This window comes from Leptospira perolatii, from assembly GCF_002811875.1.
Classification (GTDB): Bacteria; Spirochaetota; Leptospiria; order Leptospirales; family Leptospiraceae; genus Leptospira_B; species Leptospira_B perolatii.
The window spans coordinates 1-16,450 of sequence record NZ_NPDZ01000006.1 but is presented as its reverse complement, the minus strand read 5'-3'; the positions used below and the strand labels follow the sequence as shown (position 1 = coordinate 16,450).

The window sequence follows — 16,450 nt, the reverse complement described above, 5'->3', positions numbered from 1 at the left end:
TCTGCCTTTAGTCGGTATCGCGTTTAATAAACGATACAAATAAATAAAGCGATGTCGGCAAGAATCCTCGCAAAAGAGGTTTGGATCGGTGAGAAAAAAGGACGGTAGCCCAGTCTACCCCACAAATGGTAATTTCAGGAATTCCAGAGAGCGTATTTTAGAAGGCGCTGCGATAGCCTTTGCGCGGAAAGGATTCCATGGCACATCTCTGAGAGAGATAAGTAGAGAATGCGGCTTGGAACAACCAAGCATCTATCATCACTTTCACTCCAAAGAGAATTTGTTTCGTAAAGCGTTGGTAGCAACCCACTTGATGATTCTAAACGATATTCGAAGTAGAATCGAAAAGGAACAAGGGTTGAGAGAGGAGATCGTTTCAGTGTTTAAAGCGATTTCTAATATTGCCAGACAGTTTCCAGATAGAGCAAGACTGCCCTTTAGTTTAGTCTACTCTGCCCCGGAAAATCTAGTCTTGGAATATACGAACCATTATGGCGCTCAGTATCGAAAGCTATTAGAGGCTTCTTTCGAAAGAAACCCTCCCGCAAAGAATCCGGAATTGAAGCTATCACTGCTTGTTGACCTGCTTCATAGTTTGATTCTATCGGTTTCTTCTGAAAAATTTTTTGAAGATCGGGTGAACGGAATCGAAGAGAGAGTAGATTTCATTCTTTCCTCAGACGAAACAGATTAAGCCTTTGAATCTCTCGAAGGATTTCCTACAAAATCCTTCGAGATTCCGATTTTAAGGACAATCATTCAGCTTATTTCAAGGAACTTTGAAGTAGAATCCTGAGTTGTACACTCTGCCCCCTTGTGTTTTTTTCTCGAAAGCTCGGTATACCGTAGTTTTCTTGGCGCATGAGCACACCCGAAATTGTACCTATCGGCCAACTTCCTCCTTTGGGAGTGGTCCCTAAAAAAATGCACGCTCAGGTTGTTAGGCCTGAGCGATTCGGCGACCCAATCCATTCCATTAAACATGAAGAAATAGAAGTACCTGAAATCGGTCCAGACGAGGTACTCGTTGCAGTCATGGCTGCAGGTGTAAATTATAACAATGTCTGGGCGGCGTTAGGTTATCCTGTCAATGTAATCGCTGCCAGAAATAAAAAAGGTGAACCGGAACAGTTTCACATCGGCGGTTCCGACGCATCCGGAATCGTTTATAAGATCGGATCCGACGTTAAGAACGTAAAAGTCGGAGACGAGGTAGTCGTACATTGCGGAATGTGGGATCGAAATGATCCTTGGATAAAGGCCGGAAATGATCCGATGTTTGCTCCTTCTCAAATCATCTGGGCTTACGAATCAAACTGGGGATCCTTTGCGCAATTTTGTAAAGTGCAGGACCATCAGTGCCTGCCTCGTCCTCAGCATTTAACTTGGGAAGAATCCGCGGCATACATGTTGGTTGCTGCTACTGCTTATAGAATGCTTCACCATTGGAAACCAAACGATGTAAAACCAGGTGATGTGGTTCTTATTTGGGGTGGCGCCGGCGGATTGGGTGCAATGGCAATTCAAATCGTTAAGGCTGCAGGCGGAATTCCGATCGCAGTTGTTTCATCTGACGATAAAATCGATTTCTGTAAGAAACTTGGAGCTGCAGGCGTTATTAACAGAAATCATTTTAAACACTGGGGAGCCTTGACCTCGGATATCAATAAAGCCGAAGTATTTACAGAATGGACAAAGAGTGCCAGAGAATTCGGAAAAGCGGTTTGGGATATTGCAGGAAAAGGAAACAACCCCAAAATCGTATTTGAGCATCCTGGAGAATCTACACTTCCTACTTCTGTATTCATCTGCGAAACAGGCGGGATGGTTGTGATTTGCGCTGGAACTACCGGTTATAATGCAACTGCGGATCTGCGCTACTTGTGGATGCGCCAGAAAAGACTGCAAGGATCTCACTTCGCGAACGATGAGAATTGCAGAGACTTGAACCAATTAGTCATCGATAAAAAAGTAGATCCAGCACTGGCTCATACATTCAAGTTTGATGAAACTGCACAAGCACATCAGCTTATGAAAGAAAACAAGCACCCTGCCGGAAATATGAGTATTTTGGTAGGGGCAGACAAACCTGGACTCGGAAGAAAAGGGTAAAGATTAAAATCGAATTCGGTACTTCTCGACTACTTTATAAAAAGAGAAAGTATCGAATTCGAATTCATTCAAAATGAAAGCAGTCCAACTCTCTAGTTTCGGAATGCAAAATCTGGAATTGTCCGATCTTCCTCATCCGGGCAAACCAGGAGCCGGTGAAGTTTTAGTTCGATTCCGGGCCGCTTCTTTAAATTACCGGGACTATCTCGTGGTCACCGGGCAGTACAATCCTAAATTCCCTTTACCTCTGATTCCTTGCAGTGACGGTGCGGGAGAAATCGTGGAACTTGGATCGGATGTGACCGAGTTTTCCGTTGGTGATAAAGTAAACGCGACATTCGCACCTTACTGGATCGAAGGAAAAGCAAGCAAGCACGAACTCAGAACGACTCTAGGCGGACCCTTAGCAGGCACCTTAAGAGAATACGCAATCCTTCCTAAATCCGGTGTCGTTGCTATGCCTGCCCATTTAAGTTTTGAAGAAGCCGCAACTTTACCTTGCGCGGCACTTACTGCATGGTCCTCTTTGTTTGTTGAAAATCGAATCCAAACACATGAAGATATTTTAATACAAGGAACTGGAGGAGTTTCTCTATTTGCACTTCAGTTCGCAAAGATGGTAAGAGCCACAGTGTACATCACTTCATCCTCCGAAGAAAAACTAGAAAGAGCAAAATCACTTGGCGCGGATTATACGATTAACTATCGTACTCATCCGAACTGGGGTGAAAAAATTCGAGAGCTAACAAACGGCCTCGGAGTAGCACACGTAATGGAAGTCGGAGGAGCAGGAACTTTTGAACAGTCCGTAAAGGCAGTGCAATTATTCGGAACAATTCATTTGATCGGAATTCTGGCTGGTTCCACGAAAGACTTGAACTTGCTTCCCATCGTAATGAACCAGATCAAGGTACAAGGAATTGTCGTTGGATCTAGGAATTCCTTTATTGAAATGAATCAAGCAATAGAAAACAGTAGAATCAAACCTGTCATAGACCGAACCTATCCGCTCCAAGATTTCAAGGAAGCATTGAGCTATCTGAAAGACGGAAAACATTTCGGGAAGATCGTAATCACGATCTAAATTTCCCTTTTAACATCCGATGCTCTAATTACTTTCAATATTCTTTATATACTAATTGGAACTTCTATCTCGCTCCTATTGTAGGAGCTCCTACGAGCGAACGCCGATTTTTATTGCTTGAAAAAATTCCATTTTTATGCGATCGGCCGGTGTACCACCGCTGCCGCTCCGGCCCCCACCCAACCAAGGGTGGGGCTTTCCACTAAAAAGTACGACCTATGAGGAACGAAAGCTCGAAAACGAAGGGCGAAACATGGCTTTTTAGATAACAACCGTTGTGTTATAATCGTTTATTTCGTCTAGATTCTGTGTGAAATAGATCTTTTTCTCTATTCTTTCCTTGACGACTTTTCCTATCAGCGTTAGTTATGTGCGGTCCGGTCACCGACCGAGCGTTGGCTATAAAAAGACCAGGCCGACGGGGGATCAGACGTAATTTGAGAATTTAAAAGAGAATTGAGGTAACTTAAAAATGCGCATGCTAAAAATGTTCATCTTAGCTTCCGTCGTAACTACTTTTCCACTCCTGGCATCTGGTGGTGGAACTTCATCAAAACCATTGTCCGGAATGTATCCAGTCATCTTGTCCCACGGTACATTTGGATGGGGAAGCGAAACCGATGGACCAATCGGATCACTTAGTTACTGGGGAGGAATGGATGAGTATCTGCGTTCACAAGGTGCTGTCGTATATGCACCTACCAAAACTCCAGCCGAATCCAACGAGTATAGAGGAAAAGAATTAAGCGACAAGATAACCGTTTTTATGGCAGCAAACGGTTACTCGAAAGTCCATATCCTGGGTCATTCACAGGGGGGATTGGACGCACGGTTTGCCATAGCTAATTTAGGACTTTCTAATAAAGTCGTCAGCCTAACGACACTTAACTCCCCTCACCGAGGAACTCCAGTAGCAGATGTAATCAAAGCCGTAATTCCAGATTGGCTAAAGCCGTCCGTTGCAATCGTGCTGAATACTCTATTGAAGTATCTCTACGGGGACGAAATGCAAGTATTAGGAGCTCTGAAGTCCTTGACCACGGAAGGGATGGCCACTTTTAACTCTTACACTCCAAACTCAGCTTCCGTAAAATATTATTCCTACGGCTCCCATATCATAATTCCGGATCTGATCCAGCACCCCTTCATGGGATTGATCTATCCGATTTGCGCTGCGGGCGGTCTGTTCAATGGACAAGGGGCCTCGAATGATGGTTTGGTACCTGTAACCTCACATCCTTGGGGAACCTGGAAAGGAGGACCTAGTTACGGACTGTTGACCACTGGACTCGATCATTTCCAAGTTTCAGATACATTCAATACTGGCGATATGTGGTTCGACGTAAAAGGCTATTATCTGCAACTTGCAAACAATATGAAGGATGCACAGGAAAACTAGGAATTACGTAATGCGAAATCGAGACTTCGGTTTGCAAAAAATTCAGTAATTTATTTCCAACCTTGCTGCATCACCGGGATTTCTACTCAGAAATCCCGGTTTTTTTTCGAATGAATCTAAACAGTATACACAAAAGCACACATCACTCAAGTGATAGCGTAATTTATTCTATTTGATATGAAACCATTTTCTATATATAACATATATAATTTATAAGTGGTTTTTTTCGAACGAATTATCTTGACACTCAACTATTCGTTGTTAACTTATATTTTGCTCGGTTGTTTATCGAGCGATACACAGAAAAAGCGAATAAGCCCTAAGCGAAACTCACAACAGACAAAAGAGAATAGTGAAGAGAAAAGAGGTAACTCAAATGCGTAAAATAGGCCTGTTTTTACTGGTCCTGATATTTTTTGGAGGTTCGTTATTTGCATCTGGTGGAGGATCTTCCTCCAAACCATTAGCTGGAACATACCCTATCGTTCTGTCCCACGGTCTTTTCGGCTGGGGAACTGACTCAAGTGGAGTGATCAGTTTGATCAACTATTGGGGTGGAATGGACACTTACTTGCAGTCCCAAGGAGCTACTGTGTATGCTCCGACAAAAACTGCTGCCCAGTCCAACGAAACCAGGGGACTCCAACTAAGGGATAAGATCAATGTGTATATGGCTGCCAATGGATTTACCAAAGTCCATATTCTTGGCCACTCTCAAGGTGGACTGGATAGCCGGTACGCAATTTCTAACTTAGGACTTTCCACAAAAGTATCAACTTTAACAACATTGAACTCGCCGCACTACGGATCACCGATTGCGGATTTGGTCAAAGCTGTTATTCCAAACTGGTTAAAACCGTTCGTTTCTTCCGTACTCGCAGTTTTAGTAAAACTAGTTTACGGCGGTGGACAGCAAGATGCTTTGGCAGCCTTGGGTTCACTAACGACTGATGGGATGGCTGTGTTTAATAGCCACAACCCTAACAAATCTGGTGTGAAGTATTATTCCTACGGTTCTTACATCACGATCCCGGATTTGATACAACACCCTTTGATGGGAATTCTTCATCCAGCTTGCGCAGCTGGTGGTTTGTTTAACGGCCAAGGAGCGACTAACGATGGTTTAGTTCCCTATTCTTCATTGAAATGGGGTACTTTCAAAGGTGGACCTTCTTATGGAATCCTGACAACTGGAATTGACCACTTACAAGCTTCAAACACGCTTGGATCGGGCAAAACCTGGTATGACGTTGAAGGGTACTTCCTACAAATGGCCCAAAACATGAAGGCAAATCAGTAATATTCGTCTACCGACGGATAGATGGAACCGAGGTCTTCGAAAGGGATCTCGGTTTTTTTATATCTAACCCACCTTACCCTCTCCAAATTTTATACTTGGTTTTCCTGTTCCAAAAGGAAAAATTAATTTATGAGGCAACTTCCACAGTTTGCGATTTTAGGCTCCGGTAGTATCGGCACTTTAATCGGAGCGCATTTAGCTAACGCGGGTTACCCGGTCATCTTTGTAGGTAGAGAAAGATTCCAAAAAGAAATAGAACTATTCGGACTAAGCATCTCGGATCTAAAAGGCAGGACCTTCGCGATCGCACCCAATCAAGTTAGATACGTTACAGATGTCAAAGACACGAAAGGATCCGATATTTTTTTAGTGACAGTGAAAAGCAAGGATACTGAAGAAATTGGAGATTCTTTATCAAAGCTTCTTCATTCAGATTCGCCTAATCAAAGTTCAATTGTAGTCAGCTTTCAAAACGGGATTAGAAATAAAGAGATTTTGCAAAAACATCTGCAGCATATGCCTGATAGAGTTCTGGCGGGGATGGTGCCCTTCAACGTTGTGAGTAAAGGAAAAGGACAATATCATCGTGGAACCAGCGGTAATCTGTTGGTCGAAAATAACAAATACGGAAGAGAGATCGCAAAACATCTAAATGCTGCTCAACTGGGAGCAGGTACTAACTCAAACATGAATGGAGTTCTCTGGGGAAAACTTCTATTCAATTTGAATAATAGCCTGAATGCACTTTCCGGAATCCCACTAAGACAAGAATTGAGCGAAAAAGGATTTCGAATGATCTTTGCTGAAATGATATCAGAGGGTTTGAGAGTCTTAAAGCATGCAGGTATTCGCCCGGCTCGAGCTGGCAAATTGATACCAACCCTGGCTCCTTTTGTATTAAACTTACCCGACTGGTTGTTTTTCCGCGTCGCTTCCGGAATGGTTAAAATTGATCCAGAAGCAAGATCTTCTATGTGGGAGGATCTAATCCAGGGTCGTTCCACTGAGATCCGAAATTTAAACGGAGAAATACTTGATTTAGCAAAAACATTAGGCGTAGAAGCACCGATCAATGCAACGGTAGTCCAATTGATCGAAGAAGCGGAACAAAATCCCAAGTCCTTAAATTACAGTGCGGACGAACTGAAACGAAAGATAGGTCTAAATTAAACTTAACTTACAAAAGAGCTGAGTAGAATTTTCCAGCGAGGACTCTCGCATTCATTTCCCTTCGCTTGGTTTTGCGTTCTTATTTCGTTTAAACGGAAATCCGTCAAAGAGACCCACATCTTTTCGCACATGTTTTGCTTCCCATTCAGAAAGCGATAATCCCTCTTTTGCAGCGACTCTGGTTCGATAAGCGTTTAACAGGCGATATGTGATCGGATAGCCTATGATTGCAGAAGGAATTCCTAATAGAAAGCCTCCCGTAAACATTGGTAAGCCCATTTGATCCAAAAGAAACAAGGACCAATGCTTCAGTCCCGCAAAAAAATCCATAGATTGGGAATCTTCCAAAACACCCCAAAGCAAATCGAAGCTGATTTCCACTACGGGAACACCGATCGCAACTAACGCCACTTTTCCCACAAAGTAGAACAGATAATAGAAGAAAGGCATCGTTACTGGGTTCGTAATCCAGATCATCGCGATTGCGATAGGAAGGTAAAAACGTATTTTAATGATTCTTAATATGACCCAAGTAATGAACCCTAAATACATCTGGATTCCGATCAATGGGGTCAAGGACCAAAATAGTCCAATAGAAGTACCAAGACTCACTTCCGTCACCGGGGAGTGGGTTTCCTGAAAAGGTAAAATAATTTGGCGGTGGATAATTCGACCGATCGCAATAAGGAATTTCATGAATATGGTTACCGGTTATTGCGGGGAGGACGCTGATTTTGCATATTTTTCCCAGGCTTTTCTATACTCTTCTTTTGCAGGAAAAAGTTCAAAGGCCTTTTTAGCTGATTCTGCGGCTGCTTTAGCATTTTTCTCTGATTCAAACTGAATCTTTCCTAATAAAAAGTATGTCTCTGCTTTAAAAATAGAATCACGAAAGTGAGTCTTCAAACCTTGCTCTAAAAAGAATTTCGCACTAGTTCTATCGCCTTCCATTAAAGTTGCTACAGCCAAACCATAGTAAGCTGACCCGTCCTGCTTTGCCTCAAGAGATTTGCGATATTCAAAAGCAGCTTCTTTTTTTCTATTTTGCCGAAGATATAAATTACCTAAGTCAGACCGAAGGATCGATATCGCTTCCAGATCTTTGGCCTCGGTCGCAGAGGCTAAAGCTTCACGAAAATTTTTTTCGGCTTCCGGATAGGTTTTCCCCTGAGATTCGATCAGTCCAAGTCCTCGGGAACAATCATATGCACTTGGATTTTCCTTCAAACACCCGCTGAACTCTACGCGAGCAAGGTCGTCCTCTTTTCTCAAATAGTGAATCCAACCCCTTAAATACCGAATCTGATCCGTCTTTCCGGATTTTTCAGCGCTCTGCTTCGCCTTTTCTATAGAATCTGCTATATGAGAAGAATCTAATAAATCTCTGATTTCTAATATTGGAGGTTCTTCCTTATTCCCGCAGGATAAGAAGAGAAGTGTCGCAGAAGCAAAAGAGATAATTTGAAAGCTGCTGTAATTTCTTTTCACTTTAAGCAATCGTTCTCCGAGAGGTAAGTTAGGCATCGATTCATTCGATTCGCTTTCTATTAAAACGAATCACTTTGCATCCTATTTGGAAGAGTATTTCATAACGTTTCTCTGACAATCCAGATTCAATTATCTTCACTTCGGTATAACTAGAGCTGGAGCCATTTTTTTCACTACATCCCTTCCTTCTTGCACAGCTTCTTTGGCCCGGTGGAATTCCATTAGACCAATATAACGCAACCTTGGTGCCAATAAAACATCTGGTGGATCTCCAGCCATTCTACTTCTAGTGATTCTGATTTGCATAATATTAATGCTTTTAGAAACGACTTCCACAATGCCTGGCTTCTCGTCGGTTTCCTGCTGAAGATTTTCCCCTAAGTCTTTTCCCCAAAACTTGGCGGTCCAACTTCTCCACCTAGAAACAGAATCCTGAGTCTCTTCTTTTTTCTCCTCGGCCTCCTCCCTTTTTTCCAAAAGATCTTGGTTCAGATCCACTGCGATCACAAAGTCCGCCCCCATTGCTCTACAAAGCGAAACTGGAACCGGATTTACAAGACCACCGTCCACTAACCATCTTTTGTCTTTTGACACTGGAGTAAAAATCCCAGGCAATGAAATCGATGCCCGCACCGCTTCAAAAACTGAGCCTTCTCTCAACCAAATTTCAATTCCAGTATCCAAATCCGCTGCAACTGCCGCGTACGGAAGTTTAAGATTCTGAATTTGAGCATCTCGAAATTCTTGGTCAAAAAAATCGAAAAGCTTCTTTCCTCGAATCAATCCGCCTCCAAAAGACCAGTCCATAAATCCGAGGATATCCCTCCATTCAAGTGATTCGACCCAGTCCTCTAACGCATTTAGTTTGCCCGCGGCATGGAATGCTCCTACGAGTGCTCCGATGGAGGTACCACAGATAATATCCGGAAAAATACCCATCGCTTCCAGCTCTCGAATAACTCCGATATGTGACCAGCCACGCGCCGAACCGCTCCCTAGTGCGAGACCAATTTTTCTTCGATGATTGCTCAAATTTATTTCCTCAATTTCTAAAAAATAAGAAAATCACGTTCATTTTCATAGAATTTTTCCTTCTAATATAGATTGCTTAAATCCTTGGAACAGGGGGAAATCCTTAGTTTTCGTCTTTTTTGATCCGGTATTTTAACTTTTGGTCATTTCCCTTAATAACGATAGAAAATAATTATTTTCCATCCCTTGAGGGACCAGCCGCTATGTTAGGCGATGGAAAGATTGACGCCTTAGGGAAATGCCACAAAGGATGGTATAAAGCACCTAACAAAGATGCATACGTCCAAATATTTATTCTTTTTGCTTGGGCCTGTGGGATTCTTAATATTCCTATTGACGATTACGCCCTGGCATAAAGAGGACCATCTTCGAGCTTATCACGGCATCCTAGATCTTCGTGGAATTCACGACCCGAATTCAGGACCAATCGATATCTCTGGAGAATGGGAATTTTTTTGGGGGCAAGAAGCGGGCAAGACTCTCGAATCCTATTCTAGATATTTGACCGTTCCGGGCGCTTGGAACCGAGAGACCGAAGTGCATTCCGAATTTCCAAAAATCGGATATGGAACCTATCGCGTTCGAATCTTGTTGCCCGATGTTTGGGTAGGAAAAGTTATTACTACCGGCTTAGGCGCTGTCTTCACTTCTTATCGATTCTACCTGAATGGACATATATTAGGAGAATCTGGAATTCCATCTACCACGATCGACAACACTCTCTCTCGTGTCCAACCAAGGTCCTTTTCTTTTGTCCCTGACTCAAACGAAATCGTTATAGAGATCTTTGTCGCAAACAATTATGCAAGGCAAGGAGGTATTACAGCTCCAGTCAGAATCGGACCTTCCGAAACAATGCAAGGACTTAGAACGCGGCAAATCTTTTCTGATATTTTCGCCTTTTCCAGTCTGCTTGTAATGGGATTGTACCATATTTCCCTCTACTTGTATCTCCGTTCTAGCAAGGCCCCGCTTTATTTCGGAATCATGAGTTTGGCAGTAAGCCTCAGGACACTTGTAACAAATTCAAGATTACTAATGGAGTTTTTTCCAACTATGCCATACAGTGTGATCCAAAAGGCGGACCACCTTTCATTGGCAGTAAGTGTTCCTTTCTTTATCCTATTTTTCCAAACGACTTTTAAACACTATGTACCCCAGAATTTTGTTCGAGCGGCGATTCTAATATCGATCGTCTGGGGAGTTCCTACAATTTTTGGATCCTTAGGCTTCAATAGTGCAAAATTAACATATTACCATTCCTTTCTCGGATTGAGTATGTTATACATACTTTATATTGCGTACAGAATCGATTTCGAAAAAGAAAGGAATTCCATTTACATTCTATACGGATCCGGGGTCCTCTTTTTAGGAATCGGTATAGATCTCTACTACACGTATGTTCTCAAGGTATCCTCTACTCAGTTGTCTCACTTTGCATTAGTATTTTTCGTCTTTTTGCAATCCCTAGTGATCGCTTCAGATCGTTCTTCCAAATATAAAGAAGCTAAAGAGCTTTCTGTAAATCTACAGACCATCAACTTGGAACTTTTTGAAATGAAGGAGAAGCTGGTTCAAAAAGTAGAAGAGAGGACAAGGGCATTAAACGATACTCTGCAACAAATCAATCGGGAATTAGAAATTGCTCAGAATGTACAGCGCAAGATCCTTACTCCGCCCGATAGAACTATCAAAGGAATTCGATTCGAATACATTTACAAGCCGCTGGAAAAAGTCGGAGGAGACTTTTTGGATATCTCCGAAGTAAAGCCGGGGAGAGTTAGAGTGTTGTTAGCTGACGCGGTAGGCCACGGGGTTCAAGCTAGCTTGATGACTATGGCTTTGAAGACCGAATATGAAGAACTCAAAAAATTAGAGTGCCCCACTTTTGTTCTTAAAGAATTAAACGGTCGTTTTTTAAGAAAATTTGATACTCTCGAAAGTATCTTCCCTTGCTTCGTGGCAGACCTTTACTTGGACAAACAGGAAATCTTGTATGCTTCTGCGGGTCATCCCGAGCAAATCCTTCTTTCTCCAGATGGAAAGTATCAGCTACTTCATAAAACCGGACCTATATTAGGTTTGTTTGATGAGTTAGAGATTCAATATACTACGCTTCCGTTCACGCCTGGAAGTAGGCTTTTATTATTCTCCGATGGATTGATCGAAAATCGAAGAAAAGAGAACCGCTACAGCACCGTAGACTCCATCGCCGTCAAATCTTCCGAGTTCAAGAGCAATGATCTGCAGCAGTTGCTGGCAGAGCTCCTCTTAATGGAAGAAAAATCCAGAGGTGATGAACAAAGATACGACGATATTACGATTATTGCAATTGAATCGACTAAGGCGATCGATTCACACATTAGGATTGCGTAATATCATTTATTATTACGCACAGGATTTTTAAAAAGAAAAGGCTCCCTTCCGAGAGCCTTTTCATCAATCTAGTTCGAATCTAAATGCTGATTAGCAGGATACGACTAGTTCTCCCGAGGCTTTTACTTCTCCAGTGGAATCCGAGGCTTCTACGGAGACTACGACTAGCTTTTCTCCGTTTTCTTCTTTCTTACGTTTTATTTTGCCGGTACAAACAAGCTTCTGACCTGGCTTGGTCATATTTTTGAAAGTAACGCCGAATTCCTTGATCTGCTTTTGGTCCGCCCAAGAAGTGCAAAGTCTTCCGATCTGCGCCATCACATACATTCCGTGCGCAATGGTTCCATCCAATCCGGTCTTGCGCGCAAAATCCGGATCATTGTGAATCGGATTAAAATCGCCTGAGGCGCCCGCATAACGGACTAAATTCGCATGAGTCACTGCTTCGGTGTGAAGCGGAGGAAGTTCCTGCCCAACTTCAATTTTATTGAAATCGATTTTATTCATTTTTATCCTCCTTATTGTTCCGGTTTACGAATGAAGATTGCCATTTCTGCTTCGATCACCGGTTCTCCCTTTGCATTACTGAGGGTAGTTTTAAAAGTCATCGTATCCATTTTTCCAACGGTTACATTCACACACTCTCCCTGAGAAGATACTCTACCCGGATACAATGTGTTAACATACGTATATTTTTCTTTTAAGTGAAGGATTCTTGAAATATCCACGCCCATGTTTTCCATATCTTTCCAGATTTTTGGATATCCCCAAAATTGGATCACTGTTGGGAAAGTTGGAGGAGCTGGAGTATCCTCGTATCCGGCTTTCTTTGCAGCCTCTACGTCAAAATAGATCGGATTAGTTTCGCCGATTGCTTGGCAAAACTCTCGGATTTTTCCTCTCTCCACATCAAATTCATAACGATCAAGCTTAGTGCCGATTAGGTCTTTTGAAATGCCTTTTTCTGCCATAATCATTTCCTATTTGGAATTGTCCTTTCAAACGAACGAAGGACTCAGTACGGTTTCTCATTTTTATTAAGGGAAGTAGGAGGTCCATCGGTTTTTCAGAACAAGAAAGTTTGGGCTTCCCAATGTTTGTCCCTAATACCGTTCAGTCCTGAGACTTTCGAGTTGTAAATAGAATTCATTCCAAAAATCTGTATTTATCCCTTATGACAGCATTATCAAGATCCAGGCTGCCCTATGTCCTATTCTGTCTTGGGATTTTACTGACTGTTCATTGCAGGATGTTGTTTTCAAAACCTGTACCGAATTCCGAAAAGCTACTTCCAGTTTGGGATGGCTTGAGGGCTTTAGGAAAATCAGAGTCAGTTTGCAACGGTGATCCGAATCAGGAGATTCAGAATCTAAGATATTATTGGAAAAAGAATCCCGGTCGATATTCCAACTTAATCGGAAAAGAACGTTGGAGGAATGTACAGTTAACAGTTTATAAAGATCCGGAAACGTATCTGAACGATTCGCGAGACAGTCTGTTTCTATTTCAAAATGGAGACTGCAATTTATCCTCTGAATTTCTGAAACCGGAAACCTCTCTTTCGAGTGAAAATGCTATTTTATCTTTTTCTACTACTTTACTTTCCACAAGAGGAGAAAACGCACTTTCCAGCGGATTATTAGAGATCTCGATCGAAGACGAGACAATCTTTCGACAAACAATTTCTGGAAATGGAATATTATGGAAAGATTTAGAAGCCCCACTTTCTCCTAAATCGATTGCTATCCTGAATTCGGGAAAGAATCCTAAGTGGAAAATCCGATGGACGCCGGATCAACCCGGTATGTATCTTTTTTTAGGACATCCAATTTTATTTTCCGCAGTTGCAAACCCGGACTCTTGGGGAGAGCAGAATAATCTTGTACTGATTGTTGTGGATGCGCTAAGACCGGATAGGCTGGGATTCGGCGGATCGAAGGTTCATACAAGTCCGAATATAGATCGATTAGCATCCGAATCTATAAATTTCTCACAAGCATTTGCAAATGGAAATTGGACTAAGCCTTCAATGCTTTCTTTCTTTACTTCGCAAATTGCTTCGGAGCTTGGACTTGGAAACGCTTGGTTCTATTCGAGCAACTTGCACCGAAAAGTTTTTTATTCGAAGAATCCTTTAACTCTATCCAATCATTTAAGGGAAAACGGATTTTTGACAGCGAGTCTAATGAATAATGTTTTTCTATTAGATTACACTGGTGTTGGAGTAGATGTCGGTTTTCATAAACTATTTCAGCCTGGAAAAGATAGATTTGATACTGAACTAATTCTATCTGAATCCATCCGGTTTTTGGATGAAAATAGAAACAGAAGATTCTTTTTACATATCAATATTAACACTCCGCATTATCCTTATCTGCCCGGAAAAGCTTATCTCGAAAGACTGAAAAAAGAAACTCCATTAGAAATTTGGAATACTTTTGACCCTCAAGTTCAAAAGTATATGGCCGAGATCCTCTATACGGACGAAGTAATCGGAAAGATCCTGAACAAATTAAAAGATTCGGGCATGGATGAAAATACTTGGGTCGTCTTGGTATCCGATCACGGAGAACTTCAAGAGCCTGAACATTATTACCATCATCACTTTGTAGCAGAAAATTTGCATGCACACGGTGAGACACATTACGAAGAAGAACTCAAGGTGCCTTGGTTGATCCGTCCGCCATATAACAAGAGACATTCGATCAAGAAGTTTAAATTCGAGGATCAGGTTTCCTTGCTATCGCTATTTCCCACGCTTGCAGGAGCCCTCGGACTGCCTTGTCCGGATACTAAATGCGAAGGTTTTGATTATTCTAAGAAAATGTTTGGAGAAGACGGACCAGAGACAGAAGAGGTGATTTATTCTGAAGGAAGATTCTCCGAATCAATTCGAACCAAAGATTATAAACTGATTCGGAGATATCCTGGTTACGATAGCGTAAGATTCACTCCTACAGGCATTTCTCATCCTATGCCCGAAGAGTTGTACGACTTAAAATCGGATCCGAACGAAAGCCACAACCTTGCTCCTGAAAGAAATTCTCTCTTAGATCAAGCAAGAGCAACGTTGTCCGAACATAGCCTAAAAAAGAACACTTTCCACTTAAGACTTCCTTCTTGTACCGATGCATGCACAAGAGTAGTTGATCTTTCCGTCAAAGGAGGCATCTACAGACTACTCAGCGATCAACCATATCAGATACTAAGCATAGACTCGAAAAAAATCCGGGCAAAATTCGAACAGGCCTCGAACCACGAAGTTCTTTTTCAAGTGCAGACAGTAGAACCATTGCTACAGTTTCAGCTTTCTATTCTAAAAAATGGAACAAGGGAAGATTATAAATCCGGAAAATGGGGATTATCTTCAGCCGCGAATCTTTACGAGGTTTCGCCAGAGTATATAGCAAATTATCGCGAACCTTATGAGTTTCGCAGTTCTAAAATCCCGTATTTATACAACGACGCAGGACTTGCCGGAAACAATGAATCTTCTGAGCAGGCTGCTCTAGGTGCTGAAGTTCGCAAAGTGCTCGAGAGTTGGGGATATATCCACCAATGAACGGCAACTTTATACTGCTCTAAAATTGGTCTTTTAACAGAAATTATTTCTTTCCTTTCTACTCGAGAAGTAGTCAAATCCTATGCTCATGGAAAGCGCTCTGACAAAACAGCAATTCTTAAAGTATTTCCCATTGCCAAAATCCTTTGAAGACGAAGGAATTTATATAGATCGCTTTTGGACCTATGAATATAACGCTCCCCCCGAAGCTTTTTTCCCGTACATTCAGGATTCTTCCCGCCTCAATCGTAACCTAGGACACCTACCGGTGGACTATGAAGAAATTAACGGCGAGCTGTTCGGTTCTCAGGGTGAAGGCAAATTTAGGGAAAAGTTTAAGGAGACTCGTTGGGAATGGAGAAGACCTTACTGGGCAAGCAGATTGAGGGAGTTCCTCCCCGAAGCACCCTTCCAAAAACTAGGACTCATTACGATTTACTTTCAAGGAGTCGATGCTCATAGAACTAGAGCGTACGTCTTTTTGGCCCACCTAATCAAAAGTAAGCTAGGGGAAAAAGTAATTAACGCGTATCTGGAACCCTTTGAAGCTAAGTACAAAGAAGTGCTCGGAATCGTGGCAAATCGTTCCAAAGAATCTGCCCCGTTGTCCTTGGTTCTTCCGGAAGAAAAACCTGAGTTTTCGGACCAGGCAGTTGAAATTTTCGAAACCACAAGAAAGCATCTTTTGCATAAAGGCTTCGATTCGGACGAAGTAAATATTTTTTTAGATACATTAAAGAATTCTGAAATATCTGAGTTAGTCCGAATCCGTCCAATTCGGTTTGCAAAGCGCTCTCATATCTCCTTGTCAAAATCTTTGGCGATGTTTCTACATTCAGTCAGATCGGGATTGCTTTCCTTATTTTGCGTCCGGGCTCATAGTTTCTAATATCGGTACTTTCCATGCAATTTATTGCAGAACTATTC

14 protein-coding genes are annotated in these 16,450 nt (G+C 42.1%); 9 read left to right on the top strand and 5 right to left on the bottom strand.

What is annotated here, in order from left to right; genetic code table 11:
- Positions 1 to 88: 88 nt before the first annotated feature.
- The 6 genes from CH373_RS10585 (at position 89) to CH373_RS10560 (ending at position 7,065) form a co-directional block, all read left to right on the top strand.
- Positions 89 to 694 (top strand): TetR/AcrR family transcriptional regulator, encoded by a 606-nt coding sequence (locus tag CH373_RS10585; RefSeq protein ID WP_100713811.1) that lies wholly within the window; start codon positions 89 to 91, stop codon positions 692 to 694.
- Between the two features lie 167 nt (positions 695 to 861).
- A complete protein-coding gene (gene ccrA / locus CH373_RS10580) occupies positions 862 to 2,112 on the top strand; it encodes a crotonyl-CoA carboxylase/reductase (RefSeq protein WP_100713812.1) in 1,251 nt (416 codons plus the stop codon).
- A gap of 73 nt (positions 2,113 to 2,185) precedes the next feature.
- On the top strand, positions 2,186 to 3,196 hold the full coding sequence (locus CH373_RS10575) for a zinc-dependent alcohol dehydrogenase family protein (protein WP_100713813.1): 1,011 nt from the start codon (positions 2,186 to 2,188) through the stop codon (positions 3,194 to 3,196).
- A 472-nt stretch (positions 3,197 to 3,668) separates the two neighbouring features.
- Entirely contained in the window at positions 3,669 to 4,595 is a 927-nt protein-coding gene (locus tag CH373_RS10570) for an esterase/lipase family protein (protein WP_100713814.1), read from the top strand.
- 376 nt (positions 4,596 to 4,971) lie between these two features.
- A complete protein-coding gene (locus CH373_RS10565; RefSeq protein ID WP_100713844.1) occupies positions 4,972 to 5,895 on the top strand; it encodes an esterase/lipase family protein in 924 nt (307 codons plus the stop codon).
- A gap of 129 nt (positions 5,896 to 6,024) precedes the next feature.
- Positions 6,025 to 7,065: a 2-dehydropantoate 2-reductase gene (locus CH373_RS10560; RefSeq protein ID WP_100713815.1), complete on the top strand. Its 1,041-nt coding sequence runs from the start codon at positions 6,025 to 6,027 to the stop codon at positions 7,063 to 7,065.
- A 51-nt stretch (positions 7,066 to 7,116) separates the two neighbouring features.
- Here CH373_RS10560 and CH373_RS10555 read toward each other — a convergent pair whose 3' ends face one another.
- From CH373_RS10555 to rssA, 3 genes are all read right to left on the bottom strand, one after another.
- The gene (locus CH373_RS10555; protein ID WP_100713816.1) at positions 7,117 to 7,761 is read right to left on the bottom strand and encodes a DUF2062 domain-containing protein; all 645 of its coding nucleotides are present in this window, start codon (positions 7,759 to 7,761) and stop codon (positions 7,117 to 7,119) included.
- A 15-nt stretch (positions 7,762 to 7,776) separates the two neighbouring features.
- Entirely contained in the window at positions 7,777 to 8,589 is an 813-nt protein-coding gene (locus CH373_RS10550; RefSeq protein ID WP_125169974.1) for a tetratricopeptide repeat protein, read from the bottom strand.
- 99 nt (positions 8,590 to 8,688) lie between these two features.
- Complete coding sequence (rssA, locus tag CH373_RS10545) at positions 8,689 to 9,585, bottom strand: patatin-like phospholipase RssA (RefSeq protein WP_100713817.1); 897 nt, start codon at positions 9,583 to 9,585, stop codon at positions 8,689 to 8,691.
- Positions 9,586 to 9,858: 273 nt separating this feature from the next.
- On the opposite strand from rssA, the gene CH373_RS10540 reads away from it, so the two are divergent.
- Positions 9,859 to 11,961: a SpoIIE family protein phosphatase gene (locus tag CH373_RS10540; protein ID WP_100713818.1), complete on the top strand. Its 2,103-nt coding sequence runs from the start codon at positions 9,859 to 9,861 to the stop codon at positions 11,959 to 11,961.
- 90 nt (positions 11,962 to 12,051) lie between these two features.
- Here CH373_RS10540 and CH373_RS10535 read toward each other — a convergent pair whose 3' ends face one another.
- Together CH373_RS10535 and CH373_RS10530 are read right to left on the bottom strand one after the other, a co-directional pair.
- Complete coding sequence (locus CH373_RS10535) at positions 12,052 to 12,468, bottom strand: MaoC family dehydratase (RefSeq protein WP_100713819.1); 417 nt, start codon at positions 12,466 to 12,468, stop codon at positions 12,052 to 12,054.
- Between the two features lie 11 nt (positions 12,469 to 12,479).
- The gene (locus CH373_RS10530; protein WP_100713820.1) at positions 12,480 to 12,932 is read right to left on the bottom strand and encodes an FAS1-like dehydratase domain-containing protein; all 453 of its coding nucleotides are present in this window, start codon (positions 12,930 to 12,932) and stop codon (positions 12,480 to 12,482) included.
- 278 nt (positions 12,933 to 13,210) lie between these two features.
- Here CH373_RS10530 and CH373_RS10525 point away from each other — a divergent pair, with 278 nt between their 5' ends.
- Both CH373_RS10525 and CH373_RS10520 read left to right on the top strand, forming a co-directional pair.
- Positions 13,211 to 15,523: a sulfatase family protein gene (locus CH373_RS10525; RefSeq protein WP_423789778.1), complete on the top strand. Its 2,313-nt coding sequence runs from the start codon at positions 13,211 to 13,213 to the stop codon at positions 15,521 to 15,523.
- Positions 15,524 to 15,611: 88 nt separating this feature from the next.
- Positions 15,612 to 16,412 carry a hypothetical protein gene (locus tag CH373_RS10520; RefSeq protein WP_100734092.1) on the top strand — a complete coding sequence of 267 codons (801 nt, stop codon included), beginning with the start codon at positions 15,612 to 15,614 and terminating at the stop codon, positions 16,410 to 16,412.
- Positions 16,413 to 16,450: the final 38 nt, after the last annotated feature.